Here is a 21908-nt window from a genome sequence, read left to right on the forward strand (position 1 = left end):
ACGATGCACACGCAGCATCCTACGCAGACCGCGTGGTCTTCCTCAAAGACGGCATGATTGCTGGCGAAATGCTTAATCCCACCCACGACGCGGTGCTTCAGGCTATGGGCCAGTTGGAAGGTGAATAACATGGCTGCAACGCTTAATACGGTGGCGCGGGCAAATATCCGCTCCTCCAAGAAGAAATACATTCTCACGGGTATTGGTATCGCCATTTCATCGTTCTTCATCTCAGCAGTGCTGATGCTTACCGCATCGCTTCAGGCCACGATGGATGCGACTATCGGTGATGTCTACGCTAACTCCGAGAACATGGTAGTCTCTGCGGGTGTCATGGACCAGGATAATCAGAACTCAACCGCTAAGTTCCCGATGTCCAATGACACGGTTAAGAAGATTCAGGAATCTCCTGAGGTTAGCTCATCCTGGATTCTATACACTTTTTCCGGCACCTACGGAGCCGATAAGGAGAAGGTAGCATACGGTTCTGCGCCACCGTCAAAGGACCTTTCGCCCTTTGATATTGAGGGGAATCTCCCGTCCACAGACACCGAACTCCTGGTCGCTAAGAGTTTCGCCGAGAAACACAACCTGAAAATTGGCGATAAGGTGACCATGCCCAATATCGTCACCTCAGCCACCGATAAGGATAACGCGAAAGACACCGAGTACACCCTCACAGCTACCTTTAACACCGGTATCTCAGATTCACAGATGAGCGACAACGTTTTTATTGGTGGCACCGGTCTTGCGGATACCGCGCGTCAGCTTGCAGAGGAAGAGGGCGGGATCGTCTCAGACCCCGCTAAACCCATGGCGCCTCAGGCGTTCATTAAGCTCAAGAACAATACCCAGGACTCGCGTGACGCTCTGCAGAAAGAACTGAACACCGGTGATAAAAACACCACCCCCAAGGTGCTCTCTAACACGCAGATGATAGATCACCTTAAGAAACAGTTCTCAACGCTCTTCAACTCGCTGAATACCATTCTTATCGCCTTCGCAATTCTGGCTCTGTTGGTTTCTTCGTTCGTCATTTCGAACACCTTCGCGGTGCTGGTGGGGCAGCGTGTACGCGAACTCGCCCTGCTGCGTACTCTCGGTGCCCGCGGTGGTTCGCTGGTGCGGATGCTCCTCATAGAATCACTAATAATTGGGGTCTTCTTCTCAGTCATCGGTTCAGGACTGGTATACGCGGTCGGTGGCATTCTAAACGCGATGTTCAGCTCGTTCATCGTCAATTTCTCCCCCACGGCGTTTATTGCAGGCGTACTCATGTGCACCGCTGTGACCGTACTCGCTTCACTTATACCGGCGCGCACCGCACTGAGTATTTCCCCTATTAGTGCCATGAGCGCAAGCACAAGCCAGGCGGTCAAGAAACCTAGCGTTTTAGGAGGAATCTTCGGTGTTCTCTCCGCTCTTGCAGGCGTTATTATCGCTATCGCGGCTATAGGGAATAAAGACGGCGGATCCGCTATCTCTTCCGTACTGCTGGCATGCCTCTTCCTCGGCATAGCAGTCTTTCTTCTCACCCCGTGGGTTCTCATCCCTCTGGTTCGTTTTTTCGGCGTAGCTCTGCGCGGGCAAACGGGTAAACTGGCGTTAGCAAATTCCTTGCGCTCACCCAAACGCACGGTTTCCACTGGGCGAGCCGTGCTGGTAGGAACCTTGGTTATTTCCGCTGTTCTCACCAGCCACTCAGTGATGAGCGCCTCCATTGCCCAAGAGATTGATAGGATATCGCCGATTTCGGCATACGCTCCTTTCGGTGAATCTACCACAACTAACGGCAGCGCAAGCGTGACAAAGGCTCACGAAGTTGCTGATAAGATCAGGGGCACGAAGAATGTTGAGGCTGTCAGCGTCGGTTCGGCTGCGGGCGTTATCGAATACACAGCAAAGCCCGATAACGCAGACTCCGCCAATCTCAAAGACAATGTAATCGCGCTTAGCAACGATGATCTGCACAAGGTAGCAACCGGAGAATCAGGTACCAATTTAAAGAATGATGAGGTACTCGTCCCCCAGGATATTTGGGATCTGGGTAAGTTCGATAACAACACTCGTCTTAAGGTCAGCGGCCCTCTTGGCGAGATTGAGCTCAAACCCGTCAAGGCAAACACTAAGGAACCATTCTTCGTGGTATCACCGGAAACCGGTGCCCAGGTACAGAATGCATCTGATCCGCAGGCCGCTAGTAATCAGGCATTGCCAGACGATCCCGCCGCCCAAGAAGCGCTCATGAAAGCGGCTCAGGAAAACCCCGCCTTGGCGCGTAGTTTCGCAGCACGCGGTACAGCAACCATGGTTCTGGTGCGGGCAAGCACTCCACTGTCATCAAGCGATAATACCGAGCTTCAAGGGGAGCTTGCCAAGGCAAACAACGGAACCGATTTTCAAGGTGGTCTTCAGATTCGCAAGAATAATGACCAAATGCTGACTATTATGCTCAGTGGTGCCTTGATCCTGCTGGCACTGGCTATTGTGATCGCCATTATCGGTGTGGCGAATACTATGACCCTATCGGTGAACGAACGTCGCAGGGAGAATGCGATGCTCCGCTCGCTGGGCCTGTCCCGCAAGCAGCTGCGGCGTATGGTTTCGACCGAGGCTGTCATGATTACTCTCGGCGCGTTGGCGATGGGTATCGTTTCGGGTGTGGGTATAGGCCTTGTACTTTCTCAAGTACTGGTACACGCTACTCGCGAGTCCATGGCTATGGCAGTAGTTCTACCTGTCAGCGGTCTGGTTCTCGTGCTCATCGTGGGTATCATCGCTGCGTTCGCGGCATCAGCTATCCCAGCCTTCCGGTCGGCGCGACAGTCCCCGGTAGAAGGGCTGAGTTCCCACTAATCAGGTAGGCTAGATCCTGCAACGGGTGAGGGCTCCCGGTGTTTTAGACAATACCGGGAGCCCTCACTATCAAAAATATCCCGGAACCTCCAAAAAGGTTCCGGGATATTCTGTACTTTATAGTGTGATTCTATGCCTCTTTTGGCGCTTCGTATCGCGGGAAAACCGGTGTCGGTGCAGGAAGCTCCTTCCCAGCTGTCAGGTTCTTAGGGAGCGCAGCGAAAAGGCGTTCCTCCCCTTCTGCTACCCCCAGCAGGTCAAGAAGTTTCTCCATCGAACTGGGCATCACCGGCTGCATCAGAATGGCAACCTGGCGGACCACCTCAAGAGTCACGTAGAGTACGGTATTCATGCGCTCAAATTCGCCGTTTTTGCGCAGAGTCCACGGTTCCTGTTCCGCAAAGTAAGCATTCGTATCGGCAAGCACAGTCCAGATGCGCTCTAGGGCACGGTGGAACGCCTGCTCATCATAGTCTGCCCGCACCGGTTCATAAAGTGCGGAAGCACCGACCAGAATCTTGCGGTCAGCCTCAGTAAATTCTCCAGGGACCGGTACCCTACCGTCGCAGTTCTTGGCAACCATTGAGAGCGAACGCTGCGCCAGATTACCCAAGTTATTCGCAAGATCAGAATTGATGCGGTTGATAATGGATTCTTCGGAGTACGAGCCGTCTTGTCCGAAAGAGACCTCGCGCATCAGGAAGAATCGGACCTGATCCAGCCCGAACGCTGCCACAAGATCCGCGGGGTCCACCACGTTGCCCACCGACTTCGACATTTTCTCACCATTAACCAGCAGGAACCCGTGCCCAAATACGCGTTTGGGCAGCTCAAGACCGGCAGACCAGAGGAACGCAGGCCAATAGATAGAGTGGAATCGAGTAATATCCTTACCGATCAGGTGCAGATCAGCGGGCCAATATTTCGTGAACAGTTCCCCGTCCGTATTGGGGTAGCCAAGCCCGGTTAGATAGTTAGTCAGCGCATCCACCCACACGTACATGACATGTTTATCGTTGCCAGGCACAGGAACGCCCCAGTCGAAGGTGGTGCGTGAAATCGAAAGGTCGTTCAAACCACCCTTGACGAATGAGATCAGCTCATTGCGACGTGATTCAGGGAAAACATACCCTTCATTCTTATAGAGATCCAGAAGTTTATCGGCATACTTTGAGAGGCGGAAGAAATAAGATTCTTCCTCAGTCCATTCGACTTCCGTTCCGGTAGAAATGGCGTAGCGCTGTCCGTCGCGTTCTTCGGTCTCATCCTCGGCGTAATAGGCCTCATCTCGCACGGAGTACCATCCGGCATATTTATCGAGGTAGATATCCCCGTTCTCTTCCATACGCTTCCAGATTGCTTGGGATGCCTCATAATGGTCCGGATCCGTAGTGCGAATAAAGCGATCGTAGCTAATACCGAGAGCATCGTTCATCGCTTTAAAACGGGCAGAGTTCTCATCGGCGAGTTCTTTGGCGGTTTTCCCCTGTTTCTCAGCGGTAGTCTGCATCTTCTGCCCATGTTCGTCGGTGCCCGTCATAAAGCGCACGTCAAAACCGTCGAGTCGCTTGAAACGTGCCAACACATCGGCGGCAATGGTCTCATAGGCATGACCGATGTGGGGGTTTCCGTTGGGATAAGAAATCGCAGTCGTGATGTAGAAGGGGGTAGCACTCATAATTATTAATCTTACCGCAGTTTTTCAGCATAGATGCGGTGAAAGAGTAATACGACAAGCCGCCGTCATGTACCCGCGTACAATCCCAGCTGCAGTAGCAGATCCCCTCGCACATGTTGCACGCTACACCCCGTGACGGTGCTCAGCACGCAGAATGTGCGAAGGGGTCGCCTGTGTTTACAGCAGCGAGCCGAGCCCGCTAGCCGCATGACCACTCATAGAAGACCTGCGAGAAGTCACGGGCTGCCAACCGGTCCGGGGCGATCAGCCAGTTCGCTGTACCAACATCGCCCCAGAGCACCGTGTTCCCATACGAATCCATCGTTAACAGGTTCACGGTACGCCTGCGAACATCAGAGTTTTCAGGGTATTTACGGCGTGGATCGCCCTGCATGAAGTGCGGTAACCCACCAAGCCTTGAGTAGTCCCCTGAACCAGTAATTTCCTCAATATCTTCCACATCATATACATCAAGGTCAAAAAGACTCGTAATAGCCTGTTCCGGGTATGCCTGGTTCCATTTCTCAAGCAGCGGGTGATTTATCGAATCGTTCGGGGCAAATATTTCCCGCCCAAGTGTCGTAAATTCGAGTGCACACTCATGTTTGATAGGCCACCAGAATTCCCGCTCATGATCCTCACAAGTCGCTACCGCATCCGGGTTCGCTTCACCCAGCTGAGGATAGTAGATCACACGGTGGTTCTCTTCCTTATCTATCCCCCACCCTGCGTTTGTGCTCACCCAGAACTGCACCATGCCGGTGGGCGGATAAATGGGATTCTCAGGCAGTTCAGTACAGTTAATCTGCGCAACCATGCCCATCGGCACCCCGTCCGAGTCGGTGGGCGCCTCCACCCCAGCGGGCAGATACGGCACTCCCCCGAACTTCGAGACGGTCACCGGCAGCGGCTCAGCAGCCTCAGAGGGCTTAATCCTAATAGTGGGTAATGGGTTTTCAGCATAGAGCTCTTCAACAAGGGCAGTAGCTTTCTCAACAATATTGCTCACAGGAAGCTCTCCTTCAACGGTTCTATCTATGGTCATTGCTGGGTTGTGCAGGTGTTTCCACCTGCGCCCTGGTTTAATGAGAGCACCTTCCCGAGCCAACACACAACCGATTTCGTCATTACCTATTTTGTCCGGTAGCAGGAACAGCACCATATAGCTCCAGCCGCTCAGGTAGGTGGTATATACGATAGGAAAGAAATTCCAGAGCATTGCTATTAGTCGCCGTAAATATCTCAAAGGCCAAGCACACACGAAGGGGTGCCTACCATCATGATAGACACCCCCAGAAACGCTAGTAGCTTAGTGCTTAGCGAGCCACCGAACCTTCGGTATAGTCATCGTCAACAGTGTTCCACGAGAACAGCTCGCGCAGTTTGCGACCGGTAGCTTCAATCGGGTGAGACTCGCCCTTAGCACGCAGTTCCTTGAACTCGGGTGCGCCTGCGGCCTGATCGTCCATGAAGCGTTTTGCGAAGGCGCCGTTCTGGATATCGGCGAGAACTTCCTTCATGTTCTCCTTGACCTGAGGAGAAATCACGCGAGGACCGGAGACGTAGTCGCCGTACTCGGCGGTGTCGGAAATGGACCAACGCTGCTTAGCAATACCGCCCTCAATCATCAGATCCACAATGAGCTTGAGTTCGTGCAGAACCTCGAAGTATGCAATTTCAGGCTGGTATCCTGCCTCGGTAAGAACCTCGAAACCGTACTGAACCAGCTGTGAGAGCGAACCGCACAGCACCGCCTGCTCACCAAAGAGGTCAGACTCGGTCTCTTCGGTGAAAGTGGTCTTAATAACACCTGCACGGGTTGCACCGAGTGCCTTAGCGTAGGACAGAGCAAGATCCAGAGCTTTACCGGACGGATCCTTCTCAACGGCAACGAGAGCGGGCACACCACGACCTGCTTCATATTCACGACGTACGGTATGGCCGGGACCCTTCGGCGCAACCATAGCTACATCCACGCCTTCGGGAACGGTGATGTACCCGAAGTGAATGTTGAAGCCATGTGCGAAGAACAGAGCATCGCCGGGCTTCAGGTTAGGTTCAATGCTCTCTTTGTAGACCTGAGCCTGTACCTGGTCCGGGGTCAGAATCATGATGAGGTCCGCTTCAGCTGCAGCTTCAGCAACGGTAGCTACGCGCAGACCTTCAGCTTCTGCCTTAGCGCGGGACTTGGAGCCCTCAGACAGGCCAACAATAACCTTGACTCCAGAATCACGCAGGTTCAGAGCGTGTGCATGTCCCTGAGAACCATAACCGATAATCGCAACGGTACGTCCCTGGACTGGGGCGAGGTCTGCATCGTCGTTGTAGAAAATGGTTGCTGCCATTTTGTCTCCTCAAAATAATAGGTTTAGCCCGAACTCAGGCTCAGGCGTTAAGTTTACTAGACGTGGCGCCGCTCATGGGCGTTCTGTGATAAATCTCAGGATGCGGGAAGTATCAAACCGCGGGCGGTGCTTCCCACATCCTGACAGGGTTTTAGCGTTAGATACGTTCACTCATGGAACGTGGACCACGAGAGAGCGCAATGGTTCCAGCACGCACGATCTCTCGCACTCCGTAAGGTTCAAGAACATCAAGCAAGGCGTTGAGCTTTTCGGGAGAACCGGTTGCCTCAATCACCACGGACTCGGTAGAGACATCAATAACCGAAGCACGGAAAAGGTCAGCGGCCTGCACAACCTGCAGGCGAGCGGCGGCATCCGCCTTGACCTTAACCATGATGTGATCACGCTGTGTTGAAGTCTCTGGGGCTAGCTCCACCACCTTAAGCACATGGATCAGCTTGTTGAGCTGCTTAGTGAGCTGTTCCAAAGTCTCAGGCTCACCATCAGCAACAATTGTGATGCGCGAAACGTCAGGAACCTCGGTGGGTCCCACCGCCAAAGACTGAATATTGAACATGCGGCGAGAGAACAAACCGGTCACGCGTGAGAGCACACCGGGTTTGTCTTCAACTAAAACGGATAGGGTGTGCAGGCTCATTAGTTTTCTCCCTCTTCTCGACCGAAATCGGGTGACGTGTTTTTAGCGATTTGGATGAGGTCGTTTGATACGCCGGCGGGCACCATCGGCCACACCATGGCATCGGGGCTCACAGTAAAGTCAATCACCACGGGACGGTCGTTGATAGCGAGCGCTTGTTTGATAACCTCGTCCACATCTTCGTCCCTCTCGCAGCGGAAAGTGGCGCATCCATAGGCGTCGCCAAGCTTCACAAAGTCAGGGATGCGGTCGGTTCCGTGCCCGGTGCGCAGGTGGGTGTTGGAGTATCGACCATCGTAGAAGAGTGCCTGCCACTGACGCACCATACCCAGCGAGGAGTTATTGACCACGGCAACCTTGATGGGAATGTTGTTCTGTGCGCAGGTGGCAAGTTCCTGGTTGGTCATCTGAAAACAACCGTCACCATCAATAGCCCACACAATTGAGTCTGGGTTGGCAACTTTCACGCCCATAGCGGCGGGAACGCAGTATCCCATAGTGCCGAGTCCTGCTGAGCTGAGGAAATGCCGTGGTTTCTCTTGGCCGATGAAATGTGCGCCCCACATTTGATGCTGTCCCACGCCGGTCACGTAGAAAGCATCGGGGCCGGTGAGGGCGCTCAGGCGCTCCAATACGTGCTGGGGGGATCCCAAACCATCATCGGTCTTGGTGTACCCAAGGGGGTAGTCGTTCTTGATGGTATCAAGTTCAACCCACCACTGCCCCAAATCCGGCAACTTATTGGCGAACTCGGTGGAGAGCAGTTCATTGAGTTCGGGGAGCACATAGCGCAAATCACCCACGATCGGCACGTCTGCGAAGCGAATCTTGGAGATTTCTGCCGGGTCTACGTCAATGTGGATGACCTTGGCTTCGGGGGCGAAAGAGTCGAGTTTACCGGTCACGCGGTCGTCAAAACGAGCCCCTAGAGTAATCAGCAGATCGGATTTCTGCATAGCGAACACGGCGGGAACGGTGCCGTGCATACCAGGCATGCCCAGGTTTTGCGGATTGGAGTCTGGGAAAGCACCACGGGCGTTCAACGTGGTCACCACGGGAGCCCCAGTAATTTCGGCGAGCTTTGCCAGCTCCTCGGATGCACCGGAGCGGATAATACCGCCGCCAACGTACAGCACGGGACGTTTGGATTCACTGATGAGCTTGGCCGCTTCACGAATCTGCTTGGAGTGACCACGGGTTACGGGAGTATACCCACGCACCTCAACCTTGGGAGGCCAGTTGAACTCCATCATACCGACCTGCGCATCCTTGGTGATGTCCACGAGCACGGGGCCGGGGCGTCCGGTGGAGGCGATATGGAACGCGGCAGAGAGCGCACGCGGAATATCCTGTGGATCAGAAATCATGAAGGAGTGCTTGGTAATCGGCATGGTCATGCCCACCACATCCGCTTCTTGGAAGGCGTCGGTGCCCAGAAGTTTGGTGGAAACCTGACCGGTGATAGCTACCAGCGGAACGGAGTCCATATTGGCGTCCGCGATCGCGGTGATCAGGTTTGTGGCGCCCGGCCCTGATGTTGCAATACACACGCCGACTTTGCCGGTGGAAGTTGCATACCCTTGAGCCGCATGCCCTGCCCCCTGCTCATGACGAACGAGGATGTGGTTAATTTTGGAAGAATCCATCAAGGGGTCGTAGGTGGGCAGAATTGCGCCACCTGGCAGACCGAAGACATCGGTAACACCCAAAAGTTCGAGTGTACGAATAATCGCTTGCGAGCCGGTCATGCGTTCGGCAGCAGGGGCTTTTTCTTCAGCCTGCCCACTACCCGCGGAGTTAATCGAAAATCCCGTGGTCATAATAATGATGCCTCGTTTGTATTGTTTTCTAGTTCTCGACAGATGCGCGTGAAGCCCGCCTGTTCGGGTATCTTACGCACTGTTTCGCTCGCTGTAGGCTCCGGTCGGGCGCCTTTAGCTATAAAAATACCCTCCGCTATGGTGTTGCGAAGGGCGCACATTCTATTCACAGAAAATCTACCTTGTGAAGCGCCCTAGGCGACGACGACAAGGCTAAGAATTCGCTGCGTCTTGCGTGTTTGCACCTTTATATAGTCTCGCTCTTGATGTCATGAGTCAAATTTCCACGCCGTTTTTATGAGAGTTTCTCTAATTTCTTCGCATTGCGTGTACTTTCGATATATTTTCGAGCGCTTACTCAACGCTTTGGATACCGTGTTGGGGTCCCTGCGTTCGAGATAGCTGTAAAGTATTCAGTGCGGCGCAGGCAAGAGTCTCGTATCCTAGACTCTCACGGTAATCTGCGAGCTCCAGGAATCCCCCAGGTAAATATGTGACGTGATGCAGTGACGTAGAACGCCTTCGCCGGTAAGATGAGTACATGACCGACTCGCAAAACCTGGCTGCTTCACCCTCCCCTACACCGGAGCAGTCTAACCAACCACAGAGCGCCGAGGCTCTTACGGGAGAACAGCTCATCAAGGTGCTCCACCCTGCATTTGATGAGCAGATTATTAACTATGGGGCCTACAACTTGGTCTACGCTACCGGAAGCGCCATCTACCGCAACCCCGATATCGACCAACATCAAGAACCTATGCAGGAGCATTTTTTGGTGGGCTACCAAGAGGTTCCTGACGAGGTTATTATCGCCCCTATCCGCATGCCAGATGTTACGCCTGCTGGTACTGCATCCACCATTGATAACACAAATGCGCTGCACGCATACCGGGTAGGTGAACATTCGGTGGCTATTGAATCGGTGAACGGCAGCTCTTTCCTGCTTATTTTTGAGGATGCGCCTGAGATTACCACCATTCACGGGACCGGCGTTCTCAATCAAAGTCGCGACGTCTCTGCCTTCCGCGAGTTTGTAACCTCACGCTGGCCTGTTCTCTAGACTCTTAAACGGCCTGTACCATACAGGGCTGTCACGGATAATGCATATACACTAATCCAGCCGGACTGTATAAAAAAGCAAACCCCGTCACAGATAGTGACGGGGTTTATTCTGTGCGCCCTCTGGGACTCGAACCCAGAACCCATTGATTAAGAGTCAATTGCTCTGCCAATTGAGCTAAAGGCGCTTAGGTAACAAATATTGCAGCTTCGAAACGGCAACAGATAAACACTATACGAGCATCAAGCGCGTTTTGCAACTTACGAACACGGCTGTAGTCAGCGATTTTGGCGAACATCAACATCCAGCATCACGATTGCAAATCACCATGGTATACAACAAAACCCCGCCATAACCGACGGGGTTTATTTTGTGCGCCCCCTGGGACTCGAACCCAGAACCCATTGATTAAGAGTCAATTGCTCTGCCAATTGAGCTAGAGGCGCTTACTTGGGGTGATGTATCGCATTCGTACGACAACAGATAAATACTATACGGATAATTAATATTTCACGCAAGTTACATATAAGTGACGCTTCACACAAACTCTCATTTTTTGCTTTCGCTCATGCTCTCGATGGCACCGCAGTACCTCATCTCATGGCACACCCTCGCGAAAAACCTCCCAGAGATCCTATAAACCCCGTACACTAAATAGAACGTTTACGGCGACACATGCAATACCGAGAACCTCTATTTTTAAGGAGAAACCATGAGCACCCGACTAGAACCAGGCACAAAAGCCCCAAGTTTTACCCTGGAAGATTATACTGGTCAGCAATATTCCCTAGCGGATTACGCAGGGCATAAGGTCGTTCTCTACTTCTATCCCAAGGCATCAACACCCGGATGCACCAAAGAAGCTTGCGATTTTCGAGATAACCTTGCCTCTTTGAAGTCACTCGGATACGTTGTCTTAGGTGTTTCCCCCGACAAGCCCGCAGCTTTAGAGAAGTTCACCGCCAAAGAGTCTCTCACCTTCCCCCTTCTCTCCGATGCCGATCACGCTGTCGCACTCGCCTACGGTGCATGGGGCGAAAAGAAAAACTACGGCAAAGTCTACGAAGGACTTATCCGATCTACATTCGTCATCAATGAGCAGGGCATCATAGAGCTGGCGCAATATAACGTACGCGCCACCGGCCATGTTGCTAAGCTGCGCCGTGACCTTGGCATTGACCCCAAATAGTCGGATTTTTCCGTTTGTATAGTCTTATATCCTCGTGTAGACTTTCCTAGGTAGCTTTGCTCCCCGCGCGAGTGGTGAAATTGGCAGACACGCAGGATTTAGGTTCCTGTGCCTTACGGCGTGGGGGTTCAAGTCCCCCCTCGCGCACCAATCTTGGGTCCGCAACGTCTTCTTATCGAAGAAGTTGCGGGCTTTTTGTTATATACCGCACAGCAGAGTACCCTGGCGCTATATCCCTAAGCCTATAATTCGCTGTGAGTCGTGCCTAAAACCCTCTTTGAGTATCGCGACATTAAATCGTGACGTTGTATTCTAAAAGAATAGTGTTTTCGCCCAGACATAAACGCCTTATCAACCACGCATTACCTATCACGGTTCAGTAATCACCATGAAAGGGCTTGTCCGTGAATCATCTCTCCCCAACCGATGCCCCCGGTATCAGCTACAGCGGTATCAGCCGCCGCACTGCGCTGCGGTTAGGGTCTCTTCTGGCAGCGGGTTATACTTTGACGGCCTGCGGTGATTCGGCGCCCGACAACGGTTCAGGAGAGACCCGCAGGATCTTTAGATTTGCTCAAGGCGCGGCACCTTACTCTCTTGATCCCGCCTTTGACCCGGTCTCTCCGACGTACCGTGTAACAGCACAGATTCTTGAAACTCTCGTGAGTGCCGACCATTACACGGGCGTTCCGCAGGAGGCGCTTGCCTCCTCGTGGACGATTAGCCCAGATGGTCTGACCTATACGTTTACGCTCCGGGAAGGGGTCTCATTTAGCGATGGTACTCCCCTTACGGCAGAAGCCGTACTGCGTAATGTACAGCGGTGGCAGGCGTTAGCAACATCCCCAGAAACGGCGGCACGCTGCGTTCCCTTTCAGCCACTCTACGGCTGGGGTTTTGGTAATATTGTGCACTCTAACTCGCCACACGCAGGTAAAGCATCACAGGAGGCAAGCTCTTCACCGTCTGCCGCCGCAACGCAAACCCCTTCGGCTCAGGAAGACACAGATACACCCAAGGCCGATACACCAAAGACTGATGAACACACCGAGCAGATACCTTTACGTTATGCTCCCCTCGTTTCCGATGTACGCGTCACCGACTCCAAACTTGTGTTTACGCTTGTACGTCCTTCACAAGCGTTCTTGCGGATTCTGACCCAACCGGCTTTCGGCATCGTTTCACCCGAGGCACTTACCGAGAACCACCGTATCAAAGAGATGCCCATTGGTACTGGGCCCTTTAAAATCTCAACGCCCGCTTCGCAAAATACCGATATCGTTCTCATACGCAACGATAAATTTGTGAGCATCAAGCAGGAAAAGATTGAACTCGACGAAATACATTTCTCGACTCTCAATTCTTCCGACAAGCGTTACTATGCTCTCGTAGACAATAAAGTTGATGCCTGCGATCAAGTAAGTGGCAATGACTTAGGGCCGCTGGGGCGTGAAGGGTTCCTGTACCCGCTGCGTGATCCCTTCTCGCTTCTGTATCTGGGGTTCAACCTTGCGCATCCGGTTCTTAAAGATATTTCGGTGCGCCGAGCTATCGCGCGAGCTGTCGATCGCGGTGCCCTCATCCGATATTACCTTTCTGGAACTTCTGAAGCACTGCACCTTATGCCTAGGCTTTTTCGTACCTCGGATGACTCTCTGGAACGTCTGTATAAGCGAGATGTTGACCAAGCAAAATCGTTGCTCGCGGCCTCAGGATACACAGGCGAAACCATCGAATGCTACTACCCTATTGATGTTTCGCTTCCGTGGATTATGTCACCCCAAAAAGTCTACTCTGAGATGATCGGAGCTCTTCTCGATATTGGGCTCAATATTAAACCTATTCCGCTGAACTGGTCCGATTATCATACCCGCGCTACGGAAATAAATACTACTCGCGGCATTCTCCTCGGTGGTTTCTACGGAACCTATCGTGATCCTTACGCTTTTCTTGGGCCGGTTCTTGCACCTCTTCTGGTGGCGCAGTGGATCGATGCTATGGGATTAAACCCCGTATCGCACGATACCCCCGAGGCGAAGGCGCATCCCACCGATTCTCCGATTCCATCACCGTCAGCAAGCGCTGCCCCGAAGGACAGTTCCGAAGCCGAGACATCGCCTACCCCGTCTCCCAGCATTACTCCTGCAAAGGTAGAACCTGCGCCTACGCTGGAACAGATTATGAGTAAGATCCGCGAAGCCGATAGCGCCACTTCTTTAGACGAACAGCGTGAAAAATATCGTTCCATCAACCAGGATTTAGCGGCATTTATGCCTGCGGTCCCACTTTTGAACGTTACGTCTAACATAGGTATTAATCGACGTATTATTGGCTACGAAACCGAACAAAGCGCTATCGAGCTCTTTGCTAAAGTGCGAATTTCCTAAGGCTTCAGTTGTGGAATTTAATGTATTTTGCAGAATTTCCTCACTCTTTTGTGAACTACATTACTGATTCTGGATTTTTCTCAGTGGAATGTGTACCTACAGACCCTCAGGGAGTACGCTAGAGTCATACAACTGTCATATGACCGTGCCCAAAGCCGGGCACCAAACCCCTGGGAGTATCAGTGGTAGCACGTACTGAACAGACCGATGTCGTCCTTGTGGGCGGCGGTATTATGAGCGCAACGCTTGGTGTCTTTTTGAAGGAATTGGAACCCACCTGGAATATTACTCTTCTGGAACGCCTTGATAAGCCCGCACAGGAGTCCTCGAACCCGTGGAATAACGCTGGCACCGGTCATTCTGCACTGTGCGAGTTGAATTACGCCCCCGCTGGTCCCGACGGAAAAGTAAGCGCCGATAAAGCCTTGGGTATTAATGAGCAGTTCCAGATTTCACGTCAGTTATGGGCTTCCCTTGTAAATGAAGGTATTCTGCCCAATAACGATTTCATCCACCCTGTACCCCATATGTCCCTTGTATTCGGCGAAGATCATTCCAAGTACCTTGCGGCACGTTACGATTCTTTCCACCAGCAGAAGCTCTTCGAGCGAATGCAGTTCTCCACGGAACGCGACCAAATTGCTCAATGGGCGCCCTTGACGGTCAAGGGCCGCTCCGAAGGAGAACCGGTCGCAGCTACCTGGGCTCCGGAAGGTACCGACGTTGATTTTGGTGCGCTTACCACTGGCATGATCGATTATTTACAATCTCAGGGAGTCGAAGTACGCTACGGCTACGAGGTTAAGAACCTTGACCGTGAATCTGACGGTACGTGGACTGTGTCTGCTATTAACCGCATCAATACCAAAGAACCCCTGAAAATCCATACTAAATTTGTTTTCCTTGGTGCTGGAGGCGGTGCCTTGCATCTGCTCCAAAAGTCGGGAATTGGGGAAGGTAAGGGATACGGCGGCTTCCCGGTTTCGGGTCTGTTCCTGCGCAACACCAATGAAATTACCGCCGCTAAGCATAATGCAAAGGTGTATGGTCAGGCATCCGTAGGCGCTCCTCCGATGTCTGTTCCGCACCTGGATACTCGATATGTTGATGGTAAGCGTTCTCTGCTTTTCGGGCCTTATGCTGGGTTCAAGACCAATTTCCTGAAGCAAGGGTCTCTCCTTGACCTGCCCCTCTCACTTCGTCTGCACAATATCTATCCCATGACTCGTGCGGGTCTCGATAACCTGTCGCTCGTCAAATATCTGCTCACCGAGTTGGTTAAAGATAAGAATGCGCGTCTGGAGTCCCTGCACCGCTACTACCCTGAAGCTAACGGCGACGAGTGGGAACTCATTGAAGCGGGTCAGCGTGTGCAAATTATGAAGAAGGATGCGAAGAAGGGCGGAATTCTGCAGTTTGGCACCGAGGTTGTTTCTTCGGCCGATGGGTCTATCGCCGCTCTGCTTGGCGCATCACCGGGGGCTTCAACCGCAGCGCCCATTATGCTGAACCTACTCAAGAGGTGCTTTCCCTCTCAGTTCGCGGGTTGGGAGTCGCGCATCCGTGCTCTGGTTCCGGGGTATGGGGTTAAACTCAACGATAATCCGGATCTCGCTGACGAAATTATGGCTCACACTGCACATACATTAGATATCGCCAACTAAGATACACTTGAGGTGCTGACTCGAAAACCTTCGTCCTGTTCCCTGCCATACACAGGTTTTTGGATGGAGGTTTTCGCTGTTAAGTAATAGTAAAACTCTTCAGTGGAGAGAACTCATACGTGCCGCGCTCTATCGTTCCTCCTCATGAGAAAAAATATTTCCTGTATTATTGCCACAAGTATTTGGTACTTCTAAGCGCCGCAAGCAAACACCAAGACAAGGAACGCTCCTATGGCACGACGCCGCAAAAAATCACTTCCTCATTCAGAATATGTAAAAATACGCGAATTTCCTCAGGGCAGTATCGCCTATATTTTTCGACGCGCGGGTTTTTCCTTTGGAGCGCACGGGGGAACAGATCTAGCCGCAGCGCTCACCTATTTCACTGTGCTCTCTGCTTTTCCTGCTCTGCTCGCGATCCTGTCACTCCTAGGAATTTTTGGGCAGGGAGAAGATAGCGCCAAGGTAATCTTAGGGTTCCTCCAAGAGCGTGCACCTCAGCAAATGTACTCGATTCTGGAAGGACCTATTCATCAGCTAACCAATGGACAAGGCGCCGGGTTTGCATTAATCATTGGTATTCTCAGTGCGCTCTGGTCTGCCTCCGGATATGTAGGGTCTTTCGGGCGTGCGCTCAATAACGTATACGGAGTACGCGAAGGACGACCCGGGTGGTTCCTCAAACCCTATAACGTACTCATCACTACCGGGGTTATAGTGCTTGTGGTTCTCATGATGCTGATGTTCCTCTTGGGAGCATCAGTTCTCGATTGGGTTGCGCCCTATATGCCTGGAGTAGATATAGAACTCATCAAGGTTCTGTGGCTCAATGGACGTTGGGTTTTAATTCTCATTCTTGCGGTATTTCTCATTGCGATGCTCTACACTGCAACACCCAATGTGCGGCGTCTTAAAATTCGGTGGACCTCGCCGGGAGCCGTTATCGCCTTGTTTGGCATGGGGTTAGGCGGATTAGGCTTTACCATCTACACCAATAATTTCAGCAAATATAACGCTACCTACGGACTTATCGGTGGTGTCATCGTCATGCTGGTGTTCCTCTGGATCATGAACAATATGCTGGTCTTTGGCGCTCATGTCGATGCTGAATTTGAACGGATGCGCCAGATTGTGGCGGGTGAGGATATCGACGGAAAACTGCGTGTGGAACCCCGCGACACCCGAGCCATTACCAAGTACCAGGAAAAGTTAGAGGTCCTAAGCTCAAGTGCCCAAGAGATCCAAGACCTTGCAAGCGGTCAGCAGACGCTGCCCAAACCGCCCGAGCCCTCAATCCTCGAACGGGTGCAGACTGCTGTTTCTACCAACACTGAGATGCTTCGACAGGCTGTTTCCGATACCCGTGCAGGGGCGACGGAGGCACAATCCTCTGAGGATTCTGGGGACGTGAAGGAGAAGGCTTCGGAGTCCTCTCAAAAACATACCCGCGATTCCACTCCACACAGCGATAATCCTCAAAACGGCAGCTCCAAGCGTCAAGATTCTTCGCGAGACACGCTTTTTTAATTTTTAAGTGCAGCATGAGCGGCACATGCACTACCGGATAGACCCGTGGTAGTTGGCGGAAATATACCGCACCCACCACGATTGTGTTTGTCATAAACGTAATTTTTCGCCCCACACGTCATATATATTTTCGTCTACACAATCAGCGCGCGCAGGTGCAAAAATATACATATGTGTGAGACTCCCATACCGCCTTTTGAATACACCCGCTACATACCTGCAGCTGCGGAAAAAGGTACAACTCCCGTTCTGTTTCTGCACGGCTTTGCGACCCGTAGCGACCAGCTCTGGGGCGGTACCGGCTGGATCCGCCAGTACATTCGGACAGGTATACCCGTGCTGACCGTCGATTTACCTTTTCACGGGCGAAAATACCTCAAAGACTCCAACTTTACGGTAGATGCCAAACTCCCGGTGGGAACAATCGAAGAACACGGTACTTTTCCGGTCGTCCAGACCACAGTGTCAGAAAATGGTTCACCGCAGAACGGCATGGCTCTTTTCGCTGATACGCTTTCTGCTCTCCTTGACGAACTTGCTATCCAGCAAGTACATGGTGTGGGTTTTTCCTTCGGATCTAGGGTAGGGTGGGAGCTCGCTCTGAGGCACCCATCTCGCGTTGCATCGCTTATTCTGGGCGGTATGCCCCTGCACAATCACCTCGAAGCCCTGCGCTCTATGGTTTCTGCCTCGTGTGCTGATGATGCCATTACCCAAGATCCTGCGACAGAAGAAGCCTTTACCAGCATTATTGAATCGTCACCGCTACGCGCCAATGCTCTCCTTGATTTTGTGCATATACCCTTCGGCGAGTTCTTCTCACTGCCGTCTGCGCTTGCAGACTCTACGCGCATTCCCGTTATTCACGCTGCTAACCCGCCTTTCCCGTACCCTCGTGTTCCTCTGCTGATCGCAATCGGTTCCGAAGACTCCATCGCTGCCGACGGACGTAGGCTATATCCCCTGCTCCAGAGGGTACATCCGTATCTAAAATTTCTTGATATTCCGGGGCGGGATCATGTGAGCGCCTTAACCTCAGGCGTTTTTAGGCGCAACGCTTTAGCCTTTGCGCACGATTCTCAGGGAAGTAACCGGCAAGCAGTATAAGCTTCTTTCATACGCACCAACACGCTTAGCTTATAGCTATTCATATGTACAGACCCTAGTGATAGCCCTAGAATGGAAAGACGTATCAAGAAATCTTGATGCGTCAGAACATGTGGTCATACATGCTCTATGCGACGGGTAAAGCCGCACGAGGTCCCGAAAACTTCTTCAACGATCCCGAAGGGAATAAACCAAAGTATGCACAAGGTTAAAGCTGTTGTAGCGCTCGCTAAGAACGAGCCCGTTACCGTAACGACTATTCACGTACCCGATCCCGGTCCGGGCGAGGCTCTCGTGAAGGTTCTTACCTGCGGTGTTTGCCAGACAGATCACCACTATGTTGCAGGCGGTGTGGGCGATGATTTCCCCTACCTGTTGGGGCACGAATCAGCAGCCGTAGTGGAGGCAGTTGGCGATGACGTGACCGATATTGTCCCCGGAGATCTTGTGATCCTCAACTGGCGTGCGGTCTGCGGTGAATGCCGTGCATGTCGTAAGGGCGAGTCACAGTATTGCTTTGCTACCCATAACGCTACCCAGAAAATGACTCTAGAGGATGGCACCGAGCTCACTCCTGCTTTAGGCATTGGCTCTTTTGCCGAGAAAACCCTTGTCGCAGCGGGTCAGTGCACGAAGATTACCGCCGATATTTCTCCCGAGCAGTACGCCGCTATTGGACTGCTCGGGTGCGGTGTGACCGCAGGTCTGGGTGCCGTTCTCAATACGGGTGCACTCAAACGCGGAGAATCCGTGGCCGTTATTGGATGTGGCGGTGTGGGCACCGCAGCAATCGCTGGCGCGCAGCTGGGCGGAGCAACTACCATTATCGCCGTTGATATTGATGACGATAAGCTCGAACGCGCACGTCAGCAGGGTGCAACACACACCGTAAACTCAGCCAAGGTAGACCCGGTCGAGGCTATTCGGGAGCTGACCGGCGGGTTTGGTGCGGATCTGGTAATAGATGCAGTAGGTATCGCCCCCACCTTCAAACAGGCTTTCGAGGCACGCGATCTTGCCGGGCGAGTGGTACTTGTGGGAGTTCCTGAGCCTGGCACCACCTGGGATATTCCCCTGGATGAGGTTTTCGGGCGCGGCGGCTCTATTAAGAGCGCCTGGTATGGTGATACGCTGCCTTCGCGCGACTTCCCCGAGTTCGTGGATCAGTACCTGCTCGGTCGCCTCGATCTAGACGGCTTTGTCTCCGAGCGTATTAAGCTGGAAGACGTCAATGATGCCTTTGAAACCATGAAAACCGGTCGAGTGCTGCGTTCCGTGGTGGAACTTTAAAACCGGGAAAGGAACTCTCATATGACTGAAATTATTGAACGGGTTGTTACTCACGGAACGTTCTCGCTCGACGGCGGCACCTGGGAAGTCGATAATAACGTGTGGATTATTGGTGATGACCAGCGTGTGACAGTCATTGACCCCGCGCATGACGTCGATAAAATCGCAAAAAAGGTTGCCGGTCGCACGGTCGAGAGGATTCTACTTACCCACGCTCACGATGATCATATTCGCTCTGCGCAAGAAGCCTCCGAGCGTTTTAAAGCATCTGTCTACCTAAACCCTGAGGATCGGGTGCTCTGGGAAATGGTGTACCCATCTTGGGACTTCGACGAGCCCCTGCATGACGGGCAGAAAATCAGTGCTGGTAATACCGAGCTACATGTGATCGCTACCCCCGGACACTCTCCCGGGTCGGTCTGTTTCTACGCGCCCGAACTCAGCTGGGAGAACAGCGAAGGCGTACTCTTTTCGGGCGATACTCTCTTCAAGGGCGGTCCCGGAGCGACTGGGCGTTCCTACAGCGACTTCGACACTATTATCGACTCCATCGAGTCGAAGCTGCTCACCCTGCCCGAATCCACTGCGGTTCTCACGGGTCACGGAGACTCCACAGGCATCGGTGTAGAGGCACCCGATCTAGACGCTTGGAAGAAACGCGGGCACTAAGAACCTCACGACTCTTTTGCTCATATATGAGGTGGTACAGGTCTTCCTCTCGAAGACCTGTACCACCTCATTATTATTCATATGGGTAAGTCCTACTTGCTGATCAGCCGTCTAATGGCGCCAGTTGTTCCTCGTAGCGGCGGCGCCAGAGATACCCGTAAAGATGTCCCATGCAGAAGTATAGGCAAGCGGCAACGATCGGAACGATAAAGGCGTTACGGTAGTAGGGTCCGCTTCCCAGGTACCCTCCCCAGGTAGCGCCAAAAGTAAGCCCTAGTGCCATAGCACCACTAATATAGAAGCTCATCTGGGTGTCGGGAGTGCGTACCAGCACATGCGCCAAAGCTAATTTATGGCCGCCAACAACAATTCCTAACGCCACGCCGTAGATTGCTAGGCCTACCATCATCATTGATATTCGATCGACAGTAGGCAGTAAAAGTGCAGCCAGTGTGAGCACAACGCCGCTCGAAAGCCAACCGTGCCAAGGAACAATTTTATCTGCGCCTAAAAGCACCGGAAGCATAGTGATAACAGCCGTCCCCAAGCATATTGTAATCATCAAGGGGTAGAGCGATAATGCATTGTGATTGAGAGCGAATCCCAGCAGAGCTGAACCGATAGATCCGATGCATCCGCTGATAACCATGAGTCCCAAAATCAGAACCATACTTATAGAATCTGAGGGTATCTCCTGTACATACGATTGTGCGGTTCCATCTGCTCGCGCCACATCTGAATCTGAGGGGAGCGACTTTGGAGTTCTAGGAAGTACGTTGGGGATAAGAACGACAACAAATATTAACAAACCAGCCAATAAAATAGCCGCCCAGAACCCAGCGTTAATACCCATAAGGCTGTTCAGAAGCACCAAGACAAATGCAGCCAGAGGATACAGCGCCAGCTTTTCGACATTCGTCCATGCAACCATGGCAAAAAGCCACTCAGGATCAGAAGTTTTTGTGGGATTATACCGAGCTTCATGCACAATCACAGGCCATGGCGGAAGGGTGTAGCCCGCCAGCATACATGCCGCCGCATACTCAAAAGTTGTGACCAAGGCTGCGGCCTCCGTAGCCAGCATATTTGACAGATGCATGAGGTACAGTACCGCAGGAATATGCAGAACCGCACTGCCTCCTAATACGAGTCTAAGCCCGCAGTAACGCTCCAAAATCGGGGTTGTCGATATCTTGAGGGTATAGGCAAAGGCAAGAGCCCCTACAGCGTAGCCGCCATCATGCACTGTATGCAGATTTCGCGCAATTACCAGAAAAAGGGTCATACCGATCAGAGCAACAGGCATATGCATCATAACGTCAAATGCGCTGTAAAGAAATCCTTCTTCACGCCGTGTGCGGATAAGGTATCCTAGGCGAAGCCTCAACATTCCCAAGAAGCTGCGACCGTGAGCACGGGTCGCTTCTCGCAGATCGTATTCTTCATAGGGAACCACGGTGTTTGTCTGAAGCCCAGAGCTCCAGCGGGGTACTCCGGTCCCTAAAGAGCTATGCCGCTGTTGCAAGGGCTTGTTAGTAATGCGCGTACCAGACGCACCAGAACCTAACGGTGTAGGTGAGGTTCTCTCACTGCCGTCTCTTTCGGATGTGGTGGGGCGCATCCTATTCTCCTTGGGGGTGTTTGAGGCCGGTCTTCTC

At 52.5% G+C, this 21908-nt stretch carries 15 protein-coding genes, 3 tRNA genes and 1 pseudogene; 11 read left to right on the forward strand and 8 right to left on the reverse strand.

Annotation, left to right across the window (positions count from 1 at the left end; translation table 11 throughout):
• Both HMPREF3164_RS11280 and HMPREF3164_RS01425 read left to right on the forward strand, forming a co-directional pair.
• Window positions 1–128 (forward strand): annotated as a pseudogene (locus HMPREF3164_RS11280) (ABC transporter ATP-binding protein); the annotation flags it as partial.
• 1 nt (window position 129) lies between these two features.
• The gene (locus HMPREF3164_RS01425; protein WP_070448538.1) at window positions 130–2856 is read left to right on the forward strand and encodes an FtsX-like permease family protein; all 2727 of its coding nucleotides are present in this window, start codon (window positions 130–132) and stop codon (window positions 2854–2856) included.
• Window positions 2857–2986: 130 nt separating this feature from the next.
• Here HMPREF3164_RS01425 and metG read toward each other — a convergent pair whose 3' ends face one another.
• The 5 genes from metG to HMPREF3164_RS01450 all read right to left on the reverse strand — a co-directional run bounded on the left by metG (window position 2987) and on the right by HMPREF3164_RS01450 (window position 9357).
• Window positions 2987–4534 carry a methionine--tRNA ligase gene (gene metG / locus HMPREF3164_RS01430; protein WP_070448539.1) on the reverse strand — a complete coding sequence of 516 codons (1548 nt, stop codon included), beginning with the start codon at window positions 4532–4534 and terminating at the stop codon, window positions 2987–2989.
• Between the two features lie 199 nt (window positions 4535–4733).
• Entirely contained in the window at window positions 4734–5543 is an 810-nt protein-coding gene (locus HMPREF3164_RS01435) for a YwqG family protein (RefSeq protein WP_070448598.1), read from the reverse strand.
• A 307-nt stretch (window positions 5544–5850) separates the two neighbouring features.
• Complete coding sequence (gene ilvC / locus HMPREF3164_RS01440) at window positions 5851–6879, reverse strand: ketol-acid reductoisomerase (protein ID WP_004004951.1); 1029 nt, start codon at window positions 6877–6879, stop codon at window positions 5851–5853.
• A gap of 157 nt (window positions 6880–7036) precedes the next feature.
• Window positions 7037–7537, reverse strand: a complete 501-nt coding sequence (ilvN, locus tag HMPREF3164_RS01445; RefSeq protein WP_004004952.1) for an acetolactate synthase small subunit — start codon at window positions 7535–7537, stop codon at window positions 7037–7039.
• The gene (locus HMPREF3164_RS01450; protein WP_048753200.1) at window positions 7537–9357 is read right to left on the reverse strand and encodes an acetolactate synthase large subunit; all 1821 of its coding nucleotides are present in this window, start codon (window positions 9355–9357) and stop codon (window positions 7537–7539) included. Before HMPREF3164_RS01450 ends, ilvN begins: the two co-directional genes overlap by 1 nt.
• Window positions 9358–9898: 541 nt before the next feature.
• Here HMPREF3164_RS01450 and HMPREF3164_RS01455 point away from each other — a divergent pair.
• Entirely contained in the window at window positions 9899–10417 is a 519-nt protein-coding gene (locus HMPREF3164_RS01455; RefSeq protein WP_070448540.1) for a hypothetical protein, read from the forward strand.
• A 114-nt stretch (window positions 10418–10531) separates the two neighbouring features.
• Here the strand turns inward: HMPREF3164_RS01455 and HMPREF3164_RS01460 are convergent.
• Both HMPREF3164_RS01460 and HMPREF3164_RS01465 read right to left on the reverse strand, forming a co-directional pair.
• A tRNA-Lys gene (locus HMPREF3164_RS01460) sits at window positions 10532–10604 on the reverse strand.
• 186 nt (window positions 10605–10790) lie between these two features.
• Window positions 10791–10863: transfer RNA gene (locus HMPREF3164_RS01465), tRNA-Lys, on the reverse strand.
• Between the two features lie 266 nt (window positions 10864–11129).
• On the opposite strand from HMPREF3164_RS01465, the gene bcp reads away from it, so the two are divergent.
• The 8 genes from bcp to HMPREF3164_RS01505 all read left to right on the forward strand — a co-directional run bounded on the left by bcp (window position 11130) and on the right by HMPREF3164_RS01505 (window position 20250).
• Window positions 11130–11606, forward strand: coding sequence for a thioredoxin-dependent thiol peroxidase (gene bcp, locus HMPREF3164_RS01470; RefSeq protein ID WP_070448541.1), 477 nt, complete (start codon window positions 11130–11132; stop codon window positions 11604–11606).
• A 65-nt stretch (window positions 11607–11671) separates the two neighbouring features.
• A tRNA-Leu gene (locus HMPREF3164_RS01475) sits at window positions 11672–11756 on the forward strand.
• 254 nt (window positions 11757–12010) lie between these two features.
• Entirely contained in the window at window positions 12011–13993 is a 1983-nt protein-coding gene (locus HMPREF3164_RS01480) for an ABC transporter substrate-binding protein (RefSeq protein ID WP_070448542.1), read from the forward strand.
• Window positions 13994–14175: 182 nt separating this feature from the next.
• A complete protein-coding gene (locus tag HMPREF3164_RS01485; RefSeq protein WP_070448543.1) occupies window positions 14176–15657 on the forward strand; it encodes a malate:quinone oxidoreductase in 1482 nt (493 codons plus the stop codon).
• 231 nt (window positions 15658–15888) lie between these two features.
• Window positions 15889–17184, forward strand: a complete 1296-nt coding sequence (locus HMPREF3164_RS01490; protein WP_070448544.1) for a YihY/virulence factor BrkB family protein — start codon at window positions 15889–15891, stop codon at window positions 17182–17184.
• Between the two features lie 171 nt (window positions 17185–17355).
• Entirely contained in the window at window positions 17356–18291 is a 936-nt protein-coding gene (locus HMPREF3164_RS01495; RefSeq protein WP_070448545.1) for an alpha/beta fold hydrolase, read from the forward strand.
• A gap of 198 nt (window positions 18292–18489) precedes the next feature.
• Window positions 18490–19581, forward strand: coding sequence for an S-(hydroxymethyl)mycothiol dehydrogenase (locus HMPREF3164_RS01500; protein ID WP_070448546.1), 1092 nt, complete (start codon window positions 18490–18492; stop codon window positions 19579–19581).
• A 21-nt stretch (window positions 19582–19602) separates the two neighbouring features.
• Window positions 19603–20250 (forward strand): MBL fold metallo-hydrolase, encoded by a 648-nt coding sequence (locus HMPREF3164_RS01505; RefSeq protein ID WP_070448547.1) that lies wholly within the window; start codon window positions 19603–19605, stop codon window positions 20248–20250.
• 103 nt (window positions 20251–20353) lie between these two features.
• On the opposite strand, the gene HMPREF3164_RS01510 is transcribed toward HMPREF3164_RS01505, so the two are convergent.
• Entirely contained in the window at window positions 20354–21871 is a 1518-nt protein-coding gene (locus HMPREF3164_RS01510; protein ID WP_246822552.1) for a hypothetical protein, read from the reverse strand.
• Window positions 21872–21908 lie beyond the last annotated feature (37 nt).

Origin of the sequence: Rothia sp. HMSC08A08, assembly GCF_001808385.1 — a bacterium.
Taxonomy (GTDB): domain Bacteria; phylum Actinomycetota; class Actinomycetes; order Actinomycetales; family Micrococcaceae; genus Rothia; species Rothia dentocariosa.